Genomic DNA, 19,746 nt, shown 5'->3' on the forward strand with positions numbered 1-19,746 from the left:
TTTTGTTGGCACTTTGCGTATCATCAATTTTTTAGTAAAATAAATATAAGCTATTAGTATCTGGTACTAAATAATGCATGGGAGCGATACATATGAAATTAAATGTAGAAGAAATCAAAGAAATCATCCCTCACCGATATCCATTCCTGTTCGTGGATTCCATTGAAGAGCTTGAGCCTGGAAAAAGAGCTGTCGGCAAAAAAAATATAAGTGCCAACGAGGAAGTGTTCAATGGGCATTTCCCTAATTACAATGTATTCCCGGGATGCCTGACGCTTGAAGCCTGTGCGCAGACAGGTGCTGTGGCACTGCTGTCACTGGATGAATATAAAGGCAAACTCGCCTTTTTCGCCGGTGTGGAAAAATGCCGCTGGAAACGCCAGGTGCGGCCCGGCGATACACTCATCATGGAAGTCGAATTGCTCTCTGTCCGCAGAGGAATCGGAAAAGGCAAAGCCCGTGCGACAGTTGATGGCGAAGTTGCGATGGAAGCGGAAATTATGTTTGCGATTGAAAGATAAGAGTTGGTAATCCCGTACACAATGTGCGGGATTTTTTCTGTAAAAAAAGATGCAAGTTGTTTCGGTTTTTGGGAAATATAAAGGAAGACCAATGCAGCAGGTCAACAATACATCTTTTGAAAGGAGCTTTTACGATGAATAAAAAGCTTTTAACTCTTATCGGAGGAACCGCTCTTTCCGCCATGCTACTTGCAGGCTGTGCTACTGACAACCAGGAGCCGCCGCCGGAAGATGATACAATCACTGAGGAAAATGGTGATGTAAATGATGGCGATATGAACGGTGACAACGGCGATATGACGAATGATCTAAATGAAAACACAGATGACAACGACATCAACACAGATGACGACGGCGACATGATGGAAGACAACAACGAGCCGGGCGAAGATGCTGTGGAAGATAACCTTGATATGCAGGATGAAGATAACAAGGATCAGTAATAGTTAAGAAAAAACTCCCGTCATGACTGAGCGGGAGTTTCTTTATTTTCCTTTTTAGCAGTGGCAAGGCGCGGCTTGCTTTGCATCTTAACCTTGAATTCATCGAGGAGATTGTCGCCGATATAGCCCTTGTCCAAGAGGTCCTGAAGCAGCAATTCGGCGTAATCATTTTTCGTTCTTTTGAGTGATCCCTCAAAAAGGATGCTGATATGGTTTTCCAGTTCGCTGATAGAGGTAATTTTAGTTTGGAATGCGGCTGGATCGTTTTCTTTTTTGGTAATAACAACTTGGATGGTCAGCTCGTCCTTATCATCAGCGCGCTTTTTGAAATACTCAAGATAGGATTTATCAATAAATGCCTCCAGAAGCCAGCTGCTCTTCTCATCTTCTTTATTGATAATCAATCCATCATCCAGTTCAATATCAATCAGGCCTTTTTCTTCCACCAATTGCAGAGAAACAAGTTTAAATGTTTTCATGGCTTACCTCCATCTCTAAAATAAGTTGTCTTTAAAAAATTATAACACAGCCCAAACTGAAAGCGAATTTGACAGTTTGTCGAATTTTCTTTTTATTAATGCTGAAAATCGCATTATCGAGGCAGTTTTTTGCGGAAAAGGGGCGGAAAATTAAATTTTAACGGTGTTTTTGCCGAAAAAGCACTGTGAAAAACACATTTTCGCTTTTTTACATAGTGAAGAAGTTCCGGCTATGATAAGGCTATCAAAGAGAGGAGATGAATACCATGATCAATCAAGTGACCCTGGTCGGAAGGCTGACAAAGGATCCTGAGCTGAAAAGGACACAGGAGGGAATTCCGGTAACAAATGTGACACTGGCAGTTAACCGCCAGTACCGCAACCAGAAGGGTGAAATCGATGCAGATTTTGTGCAGTGCACCTTATGGAAGAAAACGGCTGAAAATACATCTCAGTATTGCCGGAAAGGAACCCTGATTGGAGTAACCGGGCGGATCCATACAAGGCATTATGATAATCAGGAAAAGAAGCGCATTTATGTAACAGAGGTGGTAGCGGAATCCGTCCGCTTTCTTGAACGGAAGAAGGCAGAGGACATTCTGGTGACTGTAACCAAGGAGGAGCTTCCGTTTTGAATGAAGTGTCTGAAAGAGAAAAGGCATTGGAATATATGCTCGAAAGCCTCATCAAAATGCTCGGAAAATCAAACCACAGAGTCGATGATCTGAACAAACGAGTCCTCCAGCTTGAATCGCTCATCCGTGAAACGGTCATGCAAAACGGCCATACACAAAAGCTTCAAACAGCTAAAGGCTTCTCCATCATGAATTGACGGCATCCCCCATCCAGCTGTCCACACATTTTTCTTCCATATAGAGAATCAATCATATCCCCAAAACTTCCCCAAATTGGAACCCGGTACTCCTGTGCCGGGTTATTTTTATGGTGGTGGGTTCATGGCGCCAATATCCATCTGTTGTTCCCAACTTTTAGTCCGAAGTAGTCCAAGGTTCGGACACAGCGGCAGGCGTTTACGCATTTTGAGTCCGAAGAAGGCCGAAGTTCAGACTCAGTGCCAGGGAATAACCTAAAATTCCTTCAATGCATGAATGTTGTTCTTAATCATTCTCACAGCGAGGGCTTTTTTCTTTTCGTTAAAGGTGTATATATCCAGGAGGGCTTTTTTCAGGTCCGGATAATGGCTGATGATCTCCCGGATCATTTCCATATCCTTATCATCCGGGTTTTCTTTTAAAACGGACTTGTCCGCCGCTGAGTAGGAGGACGGGCTCTCCAATTCATCAGTCAATAAGGTCTTATTCACTTTATATACTTCTGCCATTTGTACGAGGGTTTGGTAAGTGGGGGTGACCTTGCCTGTTTCGTATTTGCTGATGGTTGAGCGATCCACTTTCAGCATTTCTGCTGCAAAATCCTGAGTCCACTTTCGGTCTGTTCTTAACTTTTTCAGTATTTCAGGTAAAGACATCCTTTTTCACCGCCGTTTGCTTTCTTTCTTTTAACTTAGCGGGAATAAAGTGTAAAAAGGCTGTTTGTGAACGGTGGTCACGCTAACAAACGTGACTATTATTCACGAATAGTAAATACTGCTGTATAGGTATTAAGAACCAGGGAGGATTTTCACGGAATATGTCGAATATATTTTTTGAAAATAATAAAAAGGAGGGGATTTAGTGGGTAAAGGAGATAAAACCGGGTACCTGTATTTTCAAACAGAAAATAAAAATCTTAATACTAATCATCAGCCAAGCTTCTTTGATGCGCTTCAGCTCATTAAGCTCCAGAATAATAAATCCTATCAAAGAATTCCTCTTAGAAGCCATACTTCACTTATGTTCAACGATACGGAACGAACTATTCACTACAAGTTTAACTTCTTATTAAGTCAGGTGGCAATTAACGCCGGGGACAAGAAACCTACATACCAGCTGCTATCTTGTTTCATTATAAAGGAAGGAAGCAAAGTCACTTTCCTGACGCAAATGCCCAATAAGCCGGAATATGCGAAAATAGAAGAACAGCCTCCAAGCCTTTATGCATATCAAGGACTTGAAGACTGAACCATTTTTATGTCAGGTGAACCAGATCCCGCAGCTCATCTGTTGAAAGCTCGGTAATCCAGTTCTCGCTCGTAATGATCTGGTCATTAAGGGATTGCTTTTTTTCAAGCATAGCATCTATTTTTTCCTCGAGTGTGCCGGTGGCAATCATTTTATGCACATGAACAAAGCGATTTTGCCCAATACGGTAGGCGCGGTCAGTCGCCTGATTTTCCACAGCAGGATTCCACCAGCGGTCATAATGGATAACATGGTTTGCTGCCGTCAGATTCAAACCGGTTCCGCCGGCTTTAAGAGACAGCAGGAATACCGGGAAATCATGATTCTGAAAACGGCTGATCATAGAATCCCGCTCCTGCTTTGGCACGCTTCCATTTAAAAACGGCACGTCGAATCCGAATTGTTTTTTCAGCAGGCCGGCGATCATATTCCCCATTTCGATATATTGGGTGAAAATCAGGCAGCTTTCGCCCTGTTCATGAACAGCACTGACGAGTTCGCTTAATTTCTCGAGCTTTACAGAACGCTCAAGGACATGCTTAGGCTTCTCTTCTTTTAAATAAAGGGCCGGATGGTTGCACAGCTGCTTTAAGCGGCTTAATAACTGCAGAATCAGTCCTTTGCGCTCAAACCCGGAAAGCTTTTCGATCTGTGCGAATGTATCCTGGACAAGCTGCTCATAAAGGGAAGCCTGTTCAGCAGTCAGCGGACAATACTCCTTTTGCTCAAGCTTATCAGGCAGGTTCAGGGCCACATCTTCATCCTTCTTCGTGCGGCGGAGCAGGAAGGGGCGAATATAGGCCTGCAGCTGCTTAACTTTATTTTTGTCGTCATCCTTCTCAATCGGCAGAACATAGCGCTTTTGGAACTGACCGAGACTGCCAAGATAGCCGTGGTTCGTGAAGTCAAAAATGGACCAGAGTTCGGTCAAACGGTTTTCCATCGGCGTGCCGGTGAGAGCAATATGATGCTTGCCCTTTAACTTCCGGACAGCCCTCGATTGTTTTGTCTGGGCATTTTTAATATTTTGGGCTTCGTCAATCGAAATGGAGCTCCACTGGACTGCTTCAAAATCCTCCAGATCCATATGGGTTAATCCATAGGAAGTCAGCACAATATCAGACTCCATTACTTTTTCAGAAAAGCTTTCTCCCTTTAGGCGGTTGGATCCGTAATGGAGATATACGCTCATGCCGGGGGCAAAGCGCTCGATCTCCTTTTGCCAGTTGCCAAGGACCGATGTAGGGCAAACGATGAGAGATGGGCCGGTGTCTTCCTCTTTTTTAACTTTTAAAAGATAGGAGATCAGCTGAATCGTTTTTCCAAGACCCATATCATCTGCCAAAATGGCGCCGAATCCATAGCGGCGCAAAAACAGCAGCCAGCTCATCCCGAGCTTCTGGTAAGGGCGGAGATCACCCTTGAAGCTTGCCGGGACCTCTTCAAGCGGAAGGTTTTTAATATCGCGGAGCTGCTTCACCATCTGTTTCCATTGGCGGTTAAGCTCGATCTGAATCCGGGCAAATGTTTTAGGGTTATCCAGATCATCTTCCTGCGGGCTCCCGTCAGCCATAAGCTCCTGCTCAATCAAATCGCGGACATGCAAACCTTCTTTTTCCGCTTTCTTCATTAAATCCTGGATATGGCGGACGAAGTGGGGGTCCAGCTTAATCCAGCGGCCGCGAACGTATACGAGCCGTCTTTTTTCCTCTACCATGCCCCGGAATTCTTCCTCTGTTAAGTCAACGCCATTCATGCTGAAGCGCCAATCATAATCCAGCATGGACTGGAGGCCGACAAACGAGGGGCGATGGCCTCCTGTTCCTTTCACTTTTGCTTTTACCTTGAGGCTTGCGTTCTTCATTGCCTGCCACCAGGATGGAAGCAGAATTTCCACGCCAAGTGCCAGCATGGTTTCGCTAGCCTCTGTCAGAAAAGTCCAGGCTTCATCTTCCGTCAGCATAGTCGAAATCTCGCCAGGCTTGCCTTCAAGCCAAGGGAAAAGCTCCAGCCAGCGCTGGATTTCTTTTTCAATTGAGTCCTCATAATCATGCCAGTCATGCGGATAATTCGAATAATCCTTGTAGTCGGCAAATACATCCGGGTTCTTTTTTCCGCGCAGAAAAATCGTCAAATCCCAGCTGGTATTGATATCGCCGGGCTCTTCCAGCTTAAGTCCGATTGAAAAAGGAGCTTCATTTGCTTTCACACCGATCCATTCCTGCCAGCTTTCTTCATCAAAATAAGCTGCAAGGTCACGCGGTGAGAGATGCTCACTCCGCAAAGCTTCAAGCTTCTCACCGAACTGTGATTTTGCGTCCTGGTTTTGATTCATATAGCCATCAAGGGAAAGGTGGAATAAATCCCCGATAAACTCCCTGACTGGAGAGCCCTCTACTGCCTGCTCCCAAAAGCTTGTGCCGAATTCGGTGATCACACTTTCAGGCAGTGCCCAGCGGAATTGATCCTGTTCCCAGGCGGCAAAGTCCGGCATCCATTCCTGGTCCACGATCGAGTCATAAAGAGCAGGAGAGGAGGCCAGCAGAATTTCTGCCGTTTCATCCCAGCTCCAATCAATCAAACGGTTGAATTGCTCTGCCGCAAACAGGGTAACCAGCTGCCATCCGCTTACAGAGATCCCTTTAATACCGTCTGCCTCTGCAGCATCAAGCATGGTTCCGAAAAAGCTTTCCCTGTGATGGTTAAAAAGAAGCGGCTTCCATTCCTTCGGAGAAAGCAGGCGCCCCTCTTCATCAACAGCAAAAATCAGGTAGCGGTCATTGTTTATTGGTTTCACTTTCACATGAAGAAATCTCGTTTTAAGCATCGATTAGCTTACCCCTTTTGCATTCTTCCTGAAAGGCGCGGAGACGTTTCGTTTTTTCAAGCAGCAATTCAAGAAAAAGCTGCCAGTCTTCCTGGCGTTTCAGCTTGTTGTACAGCGTGCGAAGCTTTTTCATTTTCCGGACGGCCTCGCGGTAATGATCTCTGTTTTTCATATTAATATGGCCTGTGATGGACTGATGATAAAGCGGCAGGAGGATGGAGGGCTCCTTTTTGCTGATTTCCCTGATCCGGTCCTTGCCAAGAGAATCAAGATCAAAGCCAATAAATGCCTGCAAGTCCGCCCATTTCATGAATTCACCTTTTTCAAAAAGAAAATACTCATAGTCACTGTAGCTGTACGGCAGCGTCTCCATCAAGGCTTTTTCGTATAAATCCATTTTGCTGCTCTCCAGGCAATAAGGAGAAATCGCCTTGACGGACATCCGGGTAAAATCCATGCAGGCGTAATAGTCATCAATTTCTTTCAGATAATCACGTAATTTATGGATAAATGCTTCTGCATACGGGCCCATCCGATTCCAGTCCTTATTGGCTGAAAAGTAATCGAGCCAGTAAAGCATGTAAGGTGTCATTAAGACATTTGGCACATTTAAAACACTAAGTGCCTGTTCATCATTGCGTTCAAGAATCTGAAGGTGCACATAGCCAGCCAATATCGGCAGGTTAGGCTCCTCTTCCATGGAGGATTTCAGGTTCTCGATCTCCGCTTCACGCCATTCTTTCTTTTTGAAAAAATGCGTCCATAGCAGCCGGTATAAATGTGTTCGTTCATATTCCATCCCAAAAGAACCGGTGATCAGTCCGGCAGAATCATCCTTCAGCTTTTCGATAAATTGATCGAACGCGAACGGGAGGGAGTGCACCGACAGTTTATTCATGATCTCAACGGAATCCTCCATCAGGGACTGATAGAGATGGCGGTAATAGCGGTCAATCAATTCCTCGCCATGGCCGTACTTCCTGCTCAGCGCCATTAGCTTTTTGAATGAAAAAACATAGCCGATCAGAAGGTAAAGAAGCTTCCATTCCTGCTCCACCGGTGCTCCCGCTTTCATGCGGCGCAGATACACATGGAAAAGCTCAGGCAGGACATAAGGACGGGGCTCTCCCTGTTTTTCCATCAGCTCGGTAAAGCTTTCGTCGAATGAAGCAGCCCAGAGATCATAATCCGCCTTCATCTGGCCGGAGGATTTTAAAAGATCCTTCGCTTTTTGAAGTCCCCAATTCTTGGCGGTCTGCTTTTCCTTAATCGGCTTCCGCCACTCTTCAATCCACGTGGACACACTCCTGGCCTTGGAAAGAAGCTGCAGAAAGACCGCGGTCTGATGGCGGCAAAAACCTTCGGCCGGACAGGAACACTCACTTAAATGAATGTACTCAAGATCCAGTTCTACCTTTGCGGGAGTCACATCCTGTACGGTCGCCAACACCTTATCACCTTCAAAGCGAAGCTGATACACAAGCCCCTGCCGAAAAAGCATCAGCCCCTTCTGCACCAGGCGCGCATCCTCCTCATCCTCAGCCCGCAGCAGCCCCTTCAGCTCATTCGCTGCAAACTCCAAAGGCTCCAAAAACCGCTCCGGAATCATATTCATACCTCCTAATTGGTAACAGGCACCACCGAATTTTGTCGAATCTATTTAGAACAAGGCTCCCGTAAAACGGGTTAGTCGACCCTGTAAAGTACATTCCTTTATTATAACATTTAGGACAGCTGGAATGAAGGTGCGCACTGTTTCAAAAAAAGGTTGAGGGAAGTTTTTAACGGGAATCGAGAGGGGGAAATTTTCGATTCCTTTTAAAGGAAATGGTATGATAAATTTAACGCTTTAATGGAACAGGGTGAAAAAATGACTGCCGTACAAGCTCGACAACAGGAATCAAATAAATATTCGCTGCAGGATGCAGGCTTCAAAAAAATGATGATTGCAATGACGAGTGCATCCATTTTAGTATTTGCCAATTTATACTTTGTGCAGCCGATTATGCCGCTGCTGGCAGATTCATTTGACGTCACATCTGCAGCAGCCGGTTTATCACTGTCTGCTGCTGTAGTTTCTATGATTTTCGGATTATTATTTTTCGGATTTCTGTCTGATCGAATCGGACGGGTTTCCATTATGAATTTCACTCTTGTCTGCACCATGATTCCGCTGGCGCTATTGCCGATTGCGCCTAATTTTGAAACCTTTCTGGTGCTTCGCTTCCTGCAGGGCTTTTGTATAGCGGGCCTGCCCGCAGCAGCCATCGCCTATTTAGGGGAGGAACTCGCCCCAGGCAGCATCAGTCTCGGCATCACCATGTATATTGCAGCGAATGCCATTGGCGGAATGGCCGGCCGCATCTTCGTCGGGTACATTGCAGATATGGCCAGCTGGCAGACTTCTGTCTACTGCCTGTTTGGATTTTCCATTTTGCTATTCATCATTTATTTTATAACTCTGCCAAAATCTCATTATTTTAGCCCCAGTAAAAGATCTGTACAAAAAGACTTGTCAGGAATGGCCTCACATCTGAAAAATACGAAGCTTTTCCCTGCATTCGCGATGGGGATCCTCCTCCAATTCTCGTTTACAGGAGTATGGACGTACCTGGCCTTTTATCTGGAACAGGACCCCTTTAATCTCTCTGTAAAAAATATTTCTTTTACCTACCTGGCGTACAGCTTTGGTATAGTAGGCTCCATTCTGGGCGGAAGGTTATCCTCTTATTTCAGGCAAACCACACTGGTTTCGGTTGGAACTGTCATTTTAATAGGAGGGACCTTGCTTACAAATGTGCAATCCTTATCGGTAATTGTGATAGGCCTATGCCTGACCTGTCTGGGGTTCTTTGTGGCGCATTCACTAATGGCGGCTATTGTAAATGAGCGCGCTGCCCATCACAAAGCCGGTGCTTCGAGCCTCTATCTCGTAAGCTATTATCTTGGAGTCGCAACCGGTGGGACGCTTGCCGGTCTGGTATGGCAGACCGGAGGCTGGACGGGGATTACCGTGGTTTCCTTTGGACTGATTCCGGTAGTGGTGTGGCTGTTGACAGGAAGCAGGAAGGTTCTTCGCTGAAATGATAGGGTGTTTTGGGAGGGATGAGCGGGGTTAACTGGGGTAACTTCGGACCGAATCAGCAGAAATGATGTAGTTTGAGTCTGAACTTGGAGCAACTTCAGACAGAGAAAGCAGAAATTATCCACTTTGAGTCTGAAGCTGGGGGAACTTCAGACACAGAATGCAGGAAAGCGCCATTTAGAGTCCGAACCTGGGGTAACTTCGGACACAGAATGCAGGAAAGCGCCCGTTAGAGTCCGAACCTGGGGTAACTTCGGACACAGAATGCAGGAAAGCGCCCGTTAGAGTCCGAACCCGGGGGTAACCTTCGCCCAGAGCGATCTAATTTGTCCTCCAGCACAAACCCAAAGCAGGAAAGAACTGCTTATTAACCAAAAAACTCTTAAAAGCCCCAATCAAAAACGACTGGGGCAGCATATTTAGAAGATATTTTATCTAAAACTGCAACTAGATGCATTCATAAATATCGTTATGTGCGGATAGCCTCAATTTCTGTGCGGATAAGATTTTTTCTGTGCTTTTAACCCAAATTTCTGTGCGGATAGAAATTTTTCTGTGCGGAAGGCATTTGTCCAATTTCCGAACCACATCTCCGCCACTCTAACGAGGATCCCGTTCCAGCCCAGTTTTCAAATCAATGACCTTAACCGGGTTCTCCGGTGCATCAACCGTTTTGCTCGCAGGGGCCGCATTTCCGTTTTCCACCCAGTCAACTAGCAGGTCAAATGATTGATGAGCATAAGGCAGCAGAGGCTGAAGCTCTTGATCCGGATCGGTGCCGGGGTTCCAGACCAGGCTGTCGACATGGTTGCCGTTCTCAATCGTATACATCCGGTGAAGATCCTGCTTTCCGGCTTTCTTGACCAGCTTTTGATATCCCTTTGCATGGATCTCCGGGAAAATAAGTGAATCAAGGGAACCTGTAAAAGAAATAAGCGGCACATCAATATCGCCCGTATTGGCCACCGCCTTAATATTTTCTTTCACTTCCTTCGGCCGGGTCACATACTTATAATCTTCAAAAATAGGATCATAGGAACGATCTCTCACGCCATTAACGAAGTTCAGGTAATTGCTCCAATCCGTCCGGCCTGGTGCTTCCGGATCGAAATGGTCCCGATAGATATTCAGCGAGATAAACCAGTATACCTGATCATGGTAGGCCCACAGTTTTTCCGACCCTTTTGGCAAACCTGCTTTATATAGCTCTTTAACCGCTTTTTGCTGGTCTTTGCCGTTGCCGTACAAAGCTTCCTCAGCATTATTCACAACAGTGGTCAGGGAACTGATCAAGTTTTCTTTTTTCTCCGTCCAGAGAACACCTTCCCAATCGACTCCTCCATCAAAAAGCCGCGGTTCTCCGGTTTTCTCCGGGTCATCATTTTCAAGAGCATAACGCACGACGTATCCGCCATTGGAAATTCCCATCGCATATGTAGGAACCTTATGCTGTGCGGATACTAAATCGCTCGCCGGGTCAGAAGAATCGGCCGGATCGATCAGCCCATCCGAATGTGAGCTGGCTAAGTACTGCTGAGCGGCTTTCGTAACCTGGCGGAACCGCTGATGCCATTCTGCTACACTATCATCTTCATTAACCAAAGCATTTTTTACTTTTGCAAATGGATCATCCGAATCAGCCTCCCCCTGGGTGCCTTTATCGATCGCAGCAAAAGCATATCCTTTTTCCAATACATAATCGCTGAAAAGCAGATCGGTCGACGTTTCATTTCGTGTCGCCGGGATTCCCGAAACAACCAGCCGGCCATTCCAATGATCCGGAACCCTGATGACAAACTGGGCATCCTCAAAAACACCATTTACCTGAGTCCCTGTTACAGAAGCGGGCTTGTACATTTGATGCCATCCGGTTCCTTCCGCTGCATTTCCCCATAGATAAGGAGTCAGGCCGATATTGCCGTAAAGAGTTGCCTGCTGATATTGCAGGGGATTCTTTGTTGTGAGCCAGTTGGTGCCGGCGCCGTCAAAGTATTGTTCTGTTACTGTGTGCGCACCAGGTATGATCGCCTGGTTTTCCACAGCAGTTTGCTCCGCAAAACTACTTTCCGGAAAAAGCGAAAAGCTTAAAACAGAAGCCAAAGATAACGCAATCAGCTTATTTTTCAGATAAATCCATCCCTTCTTCATTATCTCTTACAGTTCTATTCTACTTTTACTAATTATGGGAATCATGGGTCTTAATGTTTAATTATAAGAATTTTCAGCATATAGGATAGCAGAGCATTTAAAATTGTGATACCAAACCGATACTAGTACTATAGACATATAAATAGAACAAGTTGGAAGCAATGAGAATTCAAGGTAATTTGGGCGCTTGAATGAATTCGAGCTAGTAGCGCAACCGGCCAGCACTTACAGGGGAACAGTTCTTTTGTAAGGATATGTTCTGACAAACTTTTTTTGAAAAGAGGAAGAGCATGCTTACAACGTATCAGCCTAATCATGTTAAAAGCACACAGGTCCTAGAAAAAGAAGCTGTTTTGGCTGCAATTGAAAATTCTCTGGCGATGATTGAATTTGATGGGAATGGGAAAGTGCTCTGGGCAAATGAAAATTTTGCCCGCACTGTGAAATATCGGGCAGAAGAGATGCCAAATATGCAGCATAAGCAATTTTGCACCCCAGAATTTGCCGCCAGCAGGGAATACCAGGAGCTTTGGAGAAATCTGCGCAAAGGCAAAAGCTTTCAGGAAAAAATCCAGCGTGTGACCAAACAGGGAAACCTTATTTGGCTCGAGGCTACATACACACCGGTCTTCGGGAATGACGGCAAGGTCGCTGGTGTCGTGAAGATTGCAACAGATATAACAGAACGGGAAACGAATACAGCACAGGTGGCATACCAGCTTCAGGAAATGTCAGAAGCCCTTAGTGAAAAAGCAAAAGCTGGAATTGAGAGAAGTGAAGAGGCCGCTCAGGCAATAGGCAAGCTCGTTCATGAGTCCAAAGGAAACCTGGAAATCCTCCATTCTCTAAAATCACAGGCACAATCCATCGGAAGCATCGTAAAAACGATCCGGGAAATAGCGGCGCAAACCAACCTGCTCGCCTTAAATGCAGCCATAGAAGCCGCGCGTGCAGGCGAGCATGGCAGAGGCTTCAACGTCGTTGCCGGAGAAGTGCGAAAGCTCGCAAACCGGGTGCAGGACTCTATTCAGGAAGTCAACGCCCATATTGAAGGAATATCAACTGAAATCAACAAAATTAGTGACGCTACCCTGCAATCGCAGTCAGGCATCTCTGAAAATCAGGTTCTTAATGAACAGGCGGTATCCGCATTTAAAGATATCGGGGAAGCAGCAAAAAAGCTGGATGAGCAGGCGAAAGGTTTTAAGGGTATTTTATAGGAAAACGTATAAAACGTTATGATGGGGCGGCTTTTATAGCAGCTCTTTTTTTGTTGATAGGAAAAATGGATGGCGGCGGAGAAATTCTATAGTATGCAGTAAGTTAAATGAAAAAGAGGTATCCATATGCCATTTTATTATGAAGGGAATGTATATATCCGCAGGAGTGAAACTGGAGAGAAGGTAATCTTTGAAAATCCGGCCGCTATTAATGAGAGTGTGGAATATATCAATAAACATAGCATTAAACATGTGGGTGTGTCAGATTTTGATTCTCCAGATGTTTATTTTTTGAATGAATGCCCGGGCATTGAACATTTGGATGTTTTTAATTCTTTTATAAAAGACCTGAGCGGCATTTATAGCTTAAGGGACCTAAGGATTCTATCGATAAATGAAACAACCACTAAAAATGTTTTTAAAATAGGAGAACTTAAGAATCTGCAAGAAGTATACGGGCAACTGCCGAGTAAAACGGCCGGACTGAATGAATTAAGTAAGCTAAACAGAGCCCAGCTGTGGAGCTATAAGCCGAAAGCCAGGAATCTCACTGAATTTAGTGGGTTAAAAAGCTTAAAAGAGCTTATTTTAACACAATCAAATATTGTCACACTTGAAGGAATCCAAGAGATAGTGAGCCTGCAAATGCTTCAGTTGAATTATCTTAGGAGTTTAAAAGATGTTAGTGCGCTTCGCAAAGTGAAGGCTCCGCTGATTGATGTGGAGTTTGAGAGCTGCAAGGGGGTTGAAGATTTTTCGTCTATTGGTGAATTGATGCATTTGGAACAATTAAAGCTGATTAATTGTGGGGATATACCCTCAATTCGCTTTACTGAAAATCTGCCTAAGCTAAAGGCTGTTATCTTTCCCGATACGCATGTACAAGATGGCGATCTCTCTGTGTGTGAAAACATTGAGGAAGTGTATTACACCAAGCAGAAAATTAAGAATAGGGATCCGGAAAAGGATATGAAGCTTGGGGATCTGGCTCTGCCTACAAAAGAGTGGGAAACGAGAATGGCAGATGGTGATGATCTGTTCACAAAAGAAAATATAAGAGCTGCCAATAAGGTTCTTGATTCGTTTATGAAAAATCTGACCCAAGATAGCGGTTTGACGGAAAAAGAGATCAAGAAATATGTAAAACAAGTGACTCTAAAGCTGAACAAGCTAAATGAAAAGTATGATTACTTTATCGCAGTCTAACGGGCAGTAAGACCCCCACTTCAAGACTCAGAGGAATCAAAGGAGGATAAGCGGGGGTCAAACTGCCCGTAAAGGCCCGATTGGTTCAACTAACAATCAGTGGGGGATAAGGAACCCCCTGATTGAAGTTTCACTTTATTGAAACACTTGAAAGAGAAGAGCTCTGTGAATACATTATGGAAGCTGCAGGCATAGCGGGTTTGGAGTTTGACGGGGACATCACAGAGGAGTGGAGGGAATGGTAATAGCTGTTTTTGAAAGGAGGTTTTAATCATGGATATTCCAGAAGAAGCTGACCTAATATCGGTGTTTGAATCATTGCCGGGGAGAAAAGATGAGACGGAGAATTTTTATTATGACACTTCATCTTTTATTTTTGAAAACGAAAATGAAGTAATGGAGGTCAGGCTATCTCCTTTTTATGATGAATTTATAATGGATGTAAAAGAAAAAAACTCTAATGAAGTTCTTTCCTATATGAAGCTGCTATCTGTAAGGAAAATAGAAATTGCCGCGGACGAAAAGGAATATGCGATCATTCGATTGTTTCATGGTGAATCAGATTTATATGAAAACATTATAGAAATAACATTAAGGCCCAAGTTTAAGCTGATTTTTAAAGAGCAGTATCGGTGAGCTGACCCGCGTTTCTAAGAATAATGAGAGTAGCTGATGGTATGAGAATTCAGGATAAAGACTTTACCCCACAGTTAAAAACGAAGATTGAAGATATTGAACAGAAGCTCAAAGAACAGGCTGAAAGACTCCAAAAAGAGCATAGAACTGCTTTTTCAAAGAAAGGCCTTAAATTGGAAGCTGCCTTTGACCAAGAGGGCAATGATGTCTTTCAGCCTGGATACAGTTCCTCCATTTCAGTAGGATTTACTGACAAGAACGGTGACCTCATAGACTTAAAGATTATTAAAATTTGGGAATGCGAACGCATCTTTTTAGGCATGCCAGTCTTACGGGAATTCCCTGGTTCCAAAGTGGCCGGAGAGCTCCTGGATGAATCGCCGGAAGAAATAAGCATAGAATTAAAGGAATATATGGATGAAATTTTAACAGAAGAGACTAAATAGGTGGATTGAATAGAATCAGGAGGATAGAATCTTATGACCAGTTTAGTATTAAAGCTGCCGAAGGAATTTGAAAAATATCGGGCCGAATTAGAAAAAACAGCTAAACCGTTTGTCAGCATCCAAGCAGAAAGAGGGGAGACCACCCTTTTTGAAAGTAAGTTTGGAGGACATCCCTACCTTCCAAAGTTGAGCGATCACCCAAAGGATAAGCAGGGGAATTATATGAATCTATTTGCACAGATTAATTTCGAAGAAGTTCCCCACATTGAGCCGATGCCTGAAAGCGGGATTCTTCAATTCTATCTCTCGCCGGCTGATGATGTGTACGGGCTTGATTTTGATAACCCGACTGCGCAAAGAAACTTCCGGGTTATTTATCATCCAAGTATTGTAAAAGATGAGGAAGACCTGGTGGCAGACTTTTCGTATGTACCTGATTTAAGTAATGAATATGATCCGATCGTCCAGGAAGCAAAGATGAGTTTCCAGCTTAAGATCGCTCCTGTACCTGCTGATGACTTCCGTTTTGAGGACATGGTCAATATCGACTTATTCGAATCCATCGATCATCCCGACTATGAAGATTTACATGAGCTCTACTTTGAGGAGTTAGGTGCAGAGGGCCATAAAATAGGCGGTTATCCTTACTTCACCCAGCAGGATCCGAGAGAAAAAAATGATCCAACAGGAGAATATACCATACTGCTATTCCAGGCGGATACGGACGATGATATTGACCTGATGTTCGGGGACAGCGGGGTTGCAAACTTCTTTATAAAAGAAGAAGATTTAAAAAACAGGAATTTCACTAATGTCCTTTATAATTGGGATTGCTGTTAGGTGAACCTAGTAAATTCCCGTATCATGTTTATCAGTCTGAAAGTTTTTATGAATGTGAGCCTTTGCGCATAATACATTAAAACAATGAAAATTTAATTCCTATTGATACAGTCTTTCGGAAAAGGGGATTAAACATGTCAAAAATAGTCAAAGCTGATGTTCTAAAAAAAGAATTAGATCAAATCTATGAGACAGATAAGAAAAAGCTTCGAACCAATACTGTCCTATATGGCCATTTAGGAGAAGGCTGCTGGCATACCCACATACAGCCAGGCCTAGTACTTAAGGCGATCGTGGATTATGAAACAAAAACAAAGGTTCACTTTCCATCAGTTTATAAAGAATTTTTAAGAAACTGCAATGGCTGTTACTTATTTGACATCCTTAGAGTGTCAGGAATAGGCCCGGAGACTTACAGAGGGCTAAGTTATGAAGAACAGGTTCACCAGGCATTTGATTTAGAAGTTATGCAGGACTTATACCGAAGAAAAGGAACCCCGGAAAATCATTTTATTTTTGCTGATTCGCTTGTGAAAAATACGTACTATGTGATTGATATGCTTAACGAGAATATATTGGAGATAGAATATAGATCCAAAAAAATCCTGAAATCCTATAAAAATCTGGAACTCTTTTTTAGGGAAGTGATTTTGGAGGGGAAAAACAATATAGCAAATAGGATATTCTATGAATTTGAGTAAATGTATGATATTGAGTTCTTTCGATCACGTTAGGCAGAGGGGAATTTAGGTGGAATTAAAAGAGATTATTCTTCACGACGCAACCAATAGACAAAAGAAGAATGAAGTTGGCTTTAATCTCCAGACGAATGTTTTTTCACTGATAGTAAGCCGTTACTTGCAAGGGGCATTAACTGATGAAGTGGAATCTTTGATGGTTTACTGTTTGGCAGGTATGAAGGAAACCATCGTGGATTCCTATACAATCGAGAATGGTTTAACCATCAAGATCCCATATAATCCAAAGGAATTCTTGGATTTACGTGATCCGGAAGAGAAATATATCGAGTATTGCAGAGTATTCAATGAGTTTATTTCTCCAGTTTTTCGAGAAAATAGCTGGAATTATACTCCGGTTAAGGATGCTCTTGAAAAAATTAAAGAACACAAGTATTCGGTAGAGTTTTTATTAAAAGGCACTCCCAAAAAGAGCCCTGATAAAGAACACACTGCCTATGTTGTCGGAGTCCATACGGTTACGTCCTTTAAGCTGATGGCCAAAATTTATCACAAAAGCGGCCTGATGGTTAAGGAAGAAGTCCTTGTTGAAGAGGTGCCAAGCCATGTCGTTTATGGAAGATTTTTAGGAAAACCGGAGTGGGTGGATAACCGGACCTTTCAAGTAGCTTCAAAAACAAGTCAGTGGGTTGGGGTCATTACAATATAGTAAGGGGATTGAACGTGAACTGGTTTAGGGGAAGAAAAATGGTTTCTTTGGATAAAAAAGATAAGGAATTTGCTGAAGCAGCTTTAAAGCAGATCTTTGTAAAAGGAATGGTCATCAGGATAAAATCTGATGGGCCAGATTCTTTCTATCTCTATTTCTCTTTGAAACATCCGTCCAATCAATCCCAATCCTGGCTTCATATTGAGGATCCTAAATGGACAGTTTTTGACCAGGCGGTGAACTTTCATGAAAAGACAATAACAATTAAAGAAAATACCATGTCTATAGATAGTCTATTAAATGAGGAAGTTGTGGATATTTGGTTAGGTGAAAATATGCCGCATTTGTATGTAGCTTTTCAATCAGGAAAAATATTATCTGTGAACGGATCTCATGAAATGTATGAGTGCTGGCAAGCTGGCGATGGCTGCCGTCAAGGCGAGGAGGAATGGTTAATTGCAGCTGTTCCGGGTAACCGTATTGCTTATTGGACACCTTAATCACATAAGCAGAAATTTAACAAAATATGAATCCTTTATAGACTAAATAAACAAACAAATGAAAAAACTTTAGCTTGAATTACTTAAATAAAAACGCTACACTCATAATATACAGTTTTCCGTATATTGATCAAAGTAAAGAGGTATTACAATATGAGCCGTATTTGGGAAAGTTTATATTCAAAGAATGGGCTGGCTGCCAAGTTTATTGCAAAGGAGCTTATTCAGTTTTCAGAGGGAGAGAGAATCCCCCGGGTAAGTGATTTTACAGACAAGCTATCCCTGGGCCGCGGGACTGTGCAGGGGGCATTAAGAGTGCTGGAGGATTTGCATGCCATCTCGCTTGAATCCAGAGGGCATCTGGGGACTTTTTTGAAAAAGAGGGATATCAACCTGCTGTATGAGATTGCCGGCATCGGACCGGTGATGGGCGTTATGCCGCTGCCTTATTCCCGCAAGTATGAGGGATTGGCGACTGGCATTGTCGAAGGTTTTGAAGAGATTAACAAGAAGTCTGGCCTTGCTTATATGAGAGGGGCCCGAAGGCGGGTCGAATCATTAAAAACCCGGCGCTACGATTTTGCGATCATGTCCCAGCTGGCGGCAGAAGAGGCCGTACAGGAGTTTGATGGCCTGGAAATTCTTCATACACTTGGACCGGAGACCTATGTCACGTCCCATAAAGTCTTTTTTTCAGATAGCAAAAACAGCAAGATTACAGATGGCATGAAAATCGGAATCGATTATTCATCTGCCGATCAGGCCAATATCACTCTCCTTGAATGTGAAGAACACAAGGTTGAATTGATAAAGGTGGACTATATGCAGCTTTTCAATATGCTGAAAAACGGCAGTATTGATGCAGCTGTCTGGAACGCAGATGAAGCGAGAGCGCTAAAAACGTTTGCTTCCTCTGATTTTAAATCGAAAAGAGCAAAGGAACTGGCCGTAAAAGCTACCAGAGCAGCCATTGTCATTGAAAGTGAAAGAACAAATATCAGGGAACAAATCCAGCTCCTCCAGTTCAATAAAGTGGAAGAGATCCAAAGGCTGGTAGAGGAAGGGGAAAAATATCCGCACTATTAAGAAACTGAAGTTCTAGTTTCTTAGCACCATTAATATACTAAATACTGTATTTTGGAGGGGTTAAAATTATGGATCTAAACCAACTCAAAGAAAGAATGGATATCCTATTAAGCTCATCAGTTGTCAGCACAATAGCCGCTGATATAACGACATTGGCTTTTATGCACCTGCAGTCACACTTGAAAAAGGATGCCATAGAAGGGGCGGAAATGCTTTTCACCCATTTGCCGACAGCTCTGACGAGAATTGAAAATGGCGAACAGGTGGAGGCTCCTCATCCTGCCCTGCTGGATGAAGTCAAACAGTCACCGGAAGCATCCACAGCAATGAAGGAAATCGATTTTGTACAGCAGCAATGGAAGAATCAGCTCCCCCAAGAGGAAATCGATTTTCTGCTTATACATTACACAAATGTACTGCAAATCAACAAAGGAGGAAATTAAGATGAAAATTGTAGTTGGCGGACAGGTGGATAAAAAAGAGATTGAGAGCTTAATAAAAGAGATTGATAGCAGCATAACGACGATGGTCAAGTCCGATCTGGAAGCAGCGATGGCTGTTAAGACGGGACAGGCAGATTATTATGTAGGAGCCTGCCATACAGGCGGCGGCGGTGCTTTAGCCATGGCGATTGCCCTTCTCGGCAAGCCAAACTGCGAGACAGTTTCCATGCCGGGGAAAAAGCCTGTTGAGGAAAAAATTGTAACCGCTGTCAGCGAAGGGAAGAAAGCATTCGGCTTTACAGCTGACCACAAAGAAGCCGCAGTGCCTATGATTATCAAAGCTTTAAAGAATAAAAGCTAATCCATTTTAATTGAGGG

At 43.7% G+C, this 19,746-nt stretch carries 23 protein-coding genes and 1 riboswitch; of the genes, 18 read left to right on the plus strand and 5 right to left on the minus strand.

What is annotated here, in order from left to right; genetic code table 11:
* Positions 1 to 92: 92 nt before the first annotated feature.
* Together fabZ and AC3WTL_RS13335 are read left to right on the plus strand one after the other, a co-directional pair.
* Positions 93 to 521, plus strand: coding sequence for a 3-hydroxyacyl-ACP dehydratase FabZ (gene fabZ / locus AC3WTL_RS13330; RefSeq protein ID WP_048007971.1), 429 nt, complete (start codon positions 93 to 95; stop codon positions 519 to 521).
* 68 nt (positions 522 to 589) lie between these two features.
* Positions 590 to 964 (plus strand): midas domain-containing protein, encoded by a 375-nt coding sequence (locus AC3WTL_RS13335; RefSeq protein ID WP_252220316.1) that lies wholly within the window; start codon positions 590 to 592, stop codon positions 962 to 964.
* A gap of 20 nt (positions 965 to 984) precedes the next feature.
* Here AC3WTL_RS13335 and AC3WTL_RS13340 read toward each other — a convergent pair whose 3' ends face one another.
* On the minus strand, positions 985 to 1,443 hold the full coding sequence (locus AC3WTL_RS13340; RefSeq protein ID WP_248349967.1) for a YwpF-like family protein: 459 nt from the start codon (positions 1,441 to 1,443) through the stop codon (positions 985 to 987).
* A 266-nt stretch (positions 1,444 to 1,709) separates the two neighbouring features.
* Between AC3WTL_RS13340 and ssb the strand changes: the two genes are divergently transcribed.
* Both ssb and AC3WTL_RS13350 read left to right on the plus strand, forming a co-directional pair.
* On the plus strand, positions 1,710 to 2,078 hold the full coding sequence (gene ssb, locus AC3WTL_RS13345) for a single-stranded DNA-binding protein (RefSeq protein ID WP_252220313.1): 369 nt from the start codon (positions 1,710 to 1,712) through the stop codon (positions 2,076 to 2,078).
* Between the two features lie 5 nt (positions 2,079 to 2,083).
* Positions 2,084 to 2,275: a hypothetical protein gene (locus AC3WTL_RS13350; protein WP_492369651.1), complete on the plus strand. Its 192-nt coding sequence runs from the start codon at positions 2,084 to 2,086 to the stop codon at positions 2,273 to 2,275.
* A 255-nt stretch (positions 2,276 to 2,530) separates the two neighbouring features.
* Here the strand turns inward: AC3WTL_RS13350 and AC3WTL_RS13355 are convergent, their stop codons facing one another.
* Positions 2,531 to 2,932: a helix-turn-helix domain-containing protein gene (locus AC3WTL_RS13355; protein WP_163142370.1), complete on the minus strand. Its 402-nt coding sequence runs from the start codon at positions 2,930 to 2,932 to the stop codon at positions 2,531 to 2,533.
* Between the two features lie 205 nt (positions 2,933 to 3,137).
* Here AC3WTL_RS13355 and AC3WTL_RS13360 point away from each other — a divergent pair, with 205 nt between their 5' ends.
* The gene (locus tag AC3WTL_RS13360; RefSeq protein WP_252220310.1) at positions 3,138 to 3,524 is read left to right on the plus strand and encodes a hypothetical protein; all 387 of its coding nucleotides are present in this window, start codon (positions 3,138 to 3,140) and stop codon (positions 3,522 to 3,524) included.
* Positions 3,525 to 3,531: 7 nt separating this feature from the next.
* On the opposite strand, the gene AC3WTL_RS13365 is transcribed toward AC3WTL_RS13360, so the two are convergent.
* Together AC3WTL_RS13365 and AC3WTL_RS13370 are read right to left on the minus strand one after the other, a co-directional pair.
* Positions 3,532 to 6,351, minus strand: coding sequence for a DEAD/DEAH box helicase (locus AC3WTL_RS13365; protein WP_492369518.1), 2,820 nt, complete (start codon positions 6,349 to 6,351; stop codon positions 3,532 to 3,534).
* Complete coding sequence (locus AC3WTL_RS13370; protein WP_492369519.1) at positions 6,344 to 7,960, minus strand: SWIM zinc finger family protein; 1,617 nt, start codon at positions 7,958 to 7,960, stop codon at positions 6,344 to 6,346. Before AC3WTL_RS13370 ends, AC3WTL_RS13365 begins: the two co-directional genes overlap by 8 nt.
* A 261-nt stretch (positions 7,961 to 8,221) precedes the next feature.
* On the opposite strand from AC3WTL_RS13370, the gene AC3WTL_RS13375 reads away from it, so the two are divergent.
* Entirely contained in the window at positions 8,222 to 9,433 is a 1,212-nt protein-coding gene (locus AC3WTL_RS13375; protein ID WP_248349961.1) for an MFS transporter, read from the plus strand.
* Positions 9,434 to 10,036: 603 nt separating this feature from the next.
* On the opposite strand, the gene AC3WTL_RS13380 is transcribed toward AC3WTL_RS13375, so the two are convergent.
* Positions 10,037 to 11,563 (minus strand): alpha/beta hydrolase, encoded by a 1,527-nt coding sequence (locus tag AC3WTL_RS13380; protein WP_492369652.1) that lies wholly within the window; start codon positions 11,561 to 11,563, stop codon positions 10,037 to 10,039.
* 166 nt (positions 11,564 to 11,729) lie between these two features.
* A riboswitch (cyclic di-GMP riboswitch) is annotated at positions 11,730 to 11,813 on the plus strand.
* Between the two features lie 61 nt (positions 11,814 to 11,874).
* On the opposite strand from AC3WTL_RS13380, the gene AC3WTL_RS13385 reads away from it, so the two are divergent.
* From AC3WTL_RS13385 to AC3WTL_RS13440, 12 genes are all read left to right on the plus strand, one after another.
* Positions 11,875 to 12,804, plus strand: a complete 930-nt coding sequence (locus AC3WTL_RS13385; protein ID WP_252220299.1) for a methyl-accepting chemotaxis protein — start codon at positions 11,875 to 11,877, stop codon at positions 12,802 to 12,804.
* Positions 12,805 to 12,930: 126 nt separating this feature from the next.
* Positions 12,931 to 14,010 (plus strand): leucine-rich repeat domain-containing protein, encoded by a 1,080-nt coding sequence (locus AC3WTL_RS13390; RefSeq protein ID WP_492369520.1) that lies wholly within the window; start codon positions 12,931 to 12,933, stop codon positions 14,008 to 14,010.
* Positions 14,011 to 14,132: 122 nt separating this feature from the next.
* Positions 14,133 to 14,255, plus strand: coding sequence for a hypothetical protein (locus tag AC3WTL_RS13395; RefSeq protein ID WP_262175425.1), 123 nt, complete (start codon positions 14,133 to 14,135; stop codon positions 14,253 to 14,255).
* Between the two features lie 28 nt (positions 14,256 to 14,283).
* On the plus strand, positions 14,284 to 14,646 hold the full coding sequence (locus tag AC3WTL_RS13400; RefSeq protein ID WP_252220293.1) for a hypothetical protein: 363 nt from the start codon (positions 14,284 to 14,286) through the stop codon (positions 14,644 to 14,646).
* A gap of 41 nt (positions 14,647 to 14,687) precedes the next feature.
* Entirely contained in the window at positions 14,688 to 15,092 is a 405-nt protein-coding gene (locus AC3WTL_RS13405; RefSeq protein ID WP_248349955.1) for a hypothetical protein, read from the plus strand.
* A 33-nt stretch (positions 15,093 to 15,125) separates the two neighbouring features.
* A complete protein-coding gene (locus tag AC3WTL_RS13410) occupies positions 15,126 to 15,932 on the plus strand; it encodes a YwqG family protein (RefSeq protein ID WP_492369521.1) in 807 nt (268 codons plus the stop codon).
* A gap of 134 nt (positions 15,933 to 16,066) precedes the next feature.
* Positions 16,067 to 16,633, plus strand: coding sequence for an SMI1/KNR4 family protein (locus AC3WTL_RS13415; RefSeq protein WP_492369522.1), 567 nt, complete (start codon positions 16,067 to 16,069; stop codon positions 16,631 to 16,633).
* Between the two features lie 49 nt (positions 16,634 to 16,682).
* A complete protein-coding gene (locus tag AC3WTL_RS13420) occupies positions 16,683 to 17,339 on the plus strand; it encodes a hypothetical protein (RefSeq protein ID WP_492369523.1) in 657 nt (218 codons plus the stop codon).
* A 14-nt stretch (positions 17,340 to 17,353) separates the two neighbouring features.
* A complete protein-coding gene (locus AC3WTL_RS13425; protein ID WP_222499317.1) occupies positions 17,354 to 17,839 on the plus strand; it encodes a hypothetical protein in 486 nt (161 codons plus the stop codon).
* 153 nt (positions 17,840 to 17,992) lie between these two features.
* Positions 17,993 to 18,925, plus strand: a complete 933-nt coding sequence (yhfZ, locus tag AC3WTL_RS13430) for a GntR family transcriptional regulator YhfZ (protein ID WP_252220284.1) — start codon at positions 17,993 to 17,995, stop codon at positions 18,923 to 18,925.
* A gap of 68 nt (positions 18,926 to 18,993) precedes the next feature.
* Positions 18,994 to 19,368, plus strand: a complete 375-nt coding sequence (locus AC3WTL_RS13435; RefSeq protein WP_048007993.1) for a PRD domain-containing protein — start codon at positions 18,994 to 18,996, stop codon at positions 19,366 to 19,368.
* A gap of 1 nt (position 19,369) precedes the next feature.
* Positions 19,370 to 19,729: a DUF2620 domain-containing protein gene (locus AC3WTL_RS13440; RefSeq protein WP_061792828.1), complete on the plus strand. Its 360-nt coding sequence runs from the start codon at positions 19,370 to 19,372 to the stop codon at positions 19,727 to 19,729.
* The last annotated feature ends 17 nt before the right edge of the window (positions 19,730 to 19,746 follow it).

It is taken from the genome of Cytobacillus sp. EB106-05-05-XG126, assembly GCF_058791715.1.

Coding starts and splice junctions, on each gene's coding strand:
- AC3WTL_RS13440 (WP_061792828.1), top strand. CDS start 19,370: ATGAAAATTGTAGTTGGCGGACAGGTGGATAAAAAAGAGATTGAGAGC.
- AC3WTL_RS13385 (WP_252220299.1), top strand. CDS start 11,875: ATGCTTACAACGTATCAGCCTAATCATGTTAAAAGCACACAGGTCCTA.
- yhfZ (WP_252220284.1), top strand. CDS start 17,993: ATGAGCCGTATTTGGGAAAGTTTATATTCAAAGAATGGGCTGGCTGCC.
- ssb (WP_252220313.1), top strand. CDS start 1,710: ATGATCAATCAAGTGACCCTGGTCGGAAGGCTGACAAAGGATCCTGAG.
- AC3WTL_RS13405 (WP_248349955.1), top strand. CDS start 14,688: ATGAGAATTCAGGATAAAGACTTTACCCCACAGTTAAAAACGAAGATT.
- AC3WTL_RS13365 (WP_492369518.1), bottom strand. CDS start 6,351: ATGCTTAAAACGAGATTTCTTCATGTGAAAGTGAAACCAATAAACAAT.
- fabZ (WP_048007971.1), top strand. CDS start 93: ATGAAATTAAATGTAGAAGAAATCAAAGAAATCATCCCTCACCGATAT.
- AC3WTL_RS13375 (WP_248349961.1), top strand. CDS start 8,222: ATGACTGCCGTACAAGCTCGACAACAGGAATCAAATAAATATTCGCTG.
- AC3WTL_RS13435 (WP_048007993.1), top strand. CDS start 18,994: ATGGATCTAAACCAACTCAAAGAAAGAATGGATATCCTATTAAGCTCA.
- AC3WTL_RS13400 (WP_252220293.1), top strand. CDS start 14,284: ATGGATATTCCAGAAGAAGCTGACCTAATATCGGTGTTTGAATCATTG.
- AC3WTL_RS13355 (WP_163142370.1), bottom strand. CDS start 2,932: ATGTCTTTACCTGAAATACTGAAAAAGTTAAGAACAGACCGAAAGTGG.
- AC3WTL_RS13370 (WP_492369519.1), bottom strand. CDS start 7,960: ATGATTCCGGAGCGGTTTTTGGAGCCTTTGGAGTTTGCAGCGAATGAG.
- AC3WTL_RS13340 (WP_248349967.1), bottom strand. CDS start 1,443: ATGAAAACATTTAAACTTGTTTCTCTGCAATTGGTGGAAGAAAAAGGC.
- AC3WTL_RS13410 (WP_492369521.1), top strand. CDS start 15,126: ATGACCAGTTTAGTATTAAAGCTGCCGAAGGAATTTGAAAAATATCGG.
- AC3WTL_RS13390 (WP_492369520.1), top strand. CDS start 12,931: ATGCCATTTTATTATGAAGGGAATGTATATATCCGCAGGAGTGAAACT.
- AC3WTL_RS13415 (WP_492369522.1), top strand. CDS start 16,067: ATGTCAAAAATAGTCAAAGCTGATGTTCTAAAAAAAGAATTAGATCAA.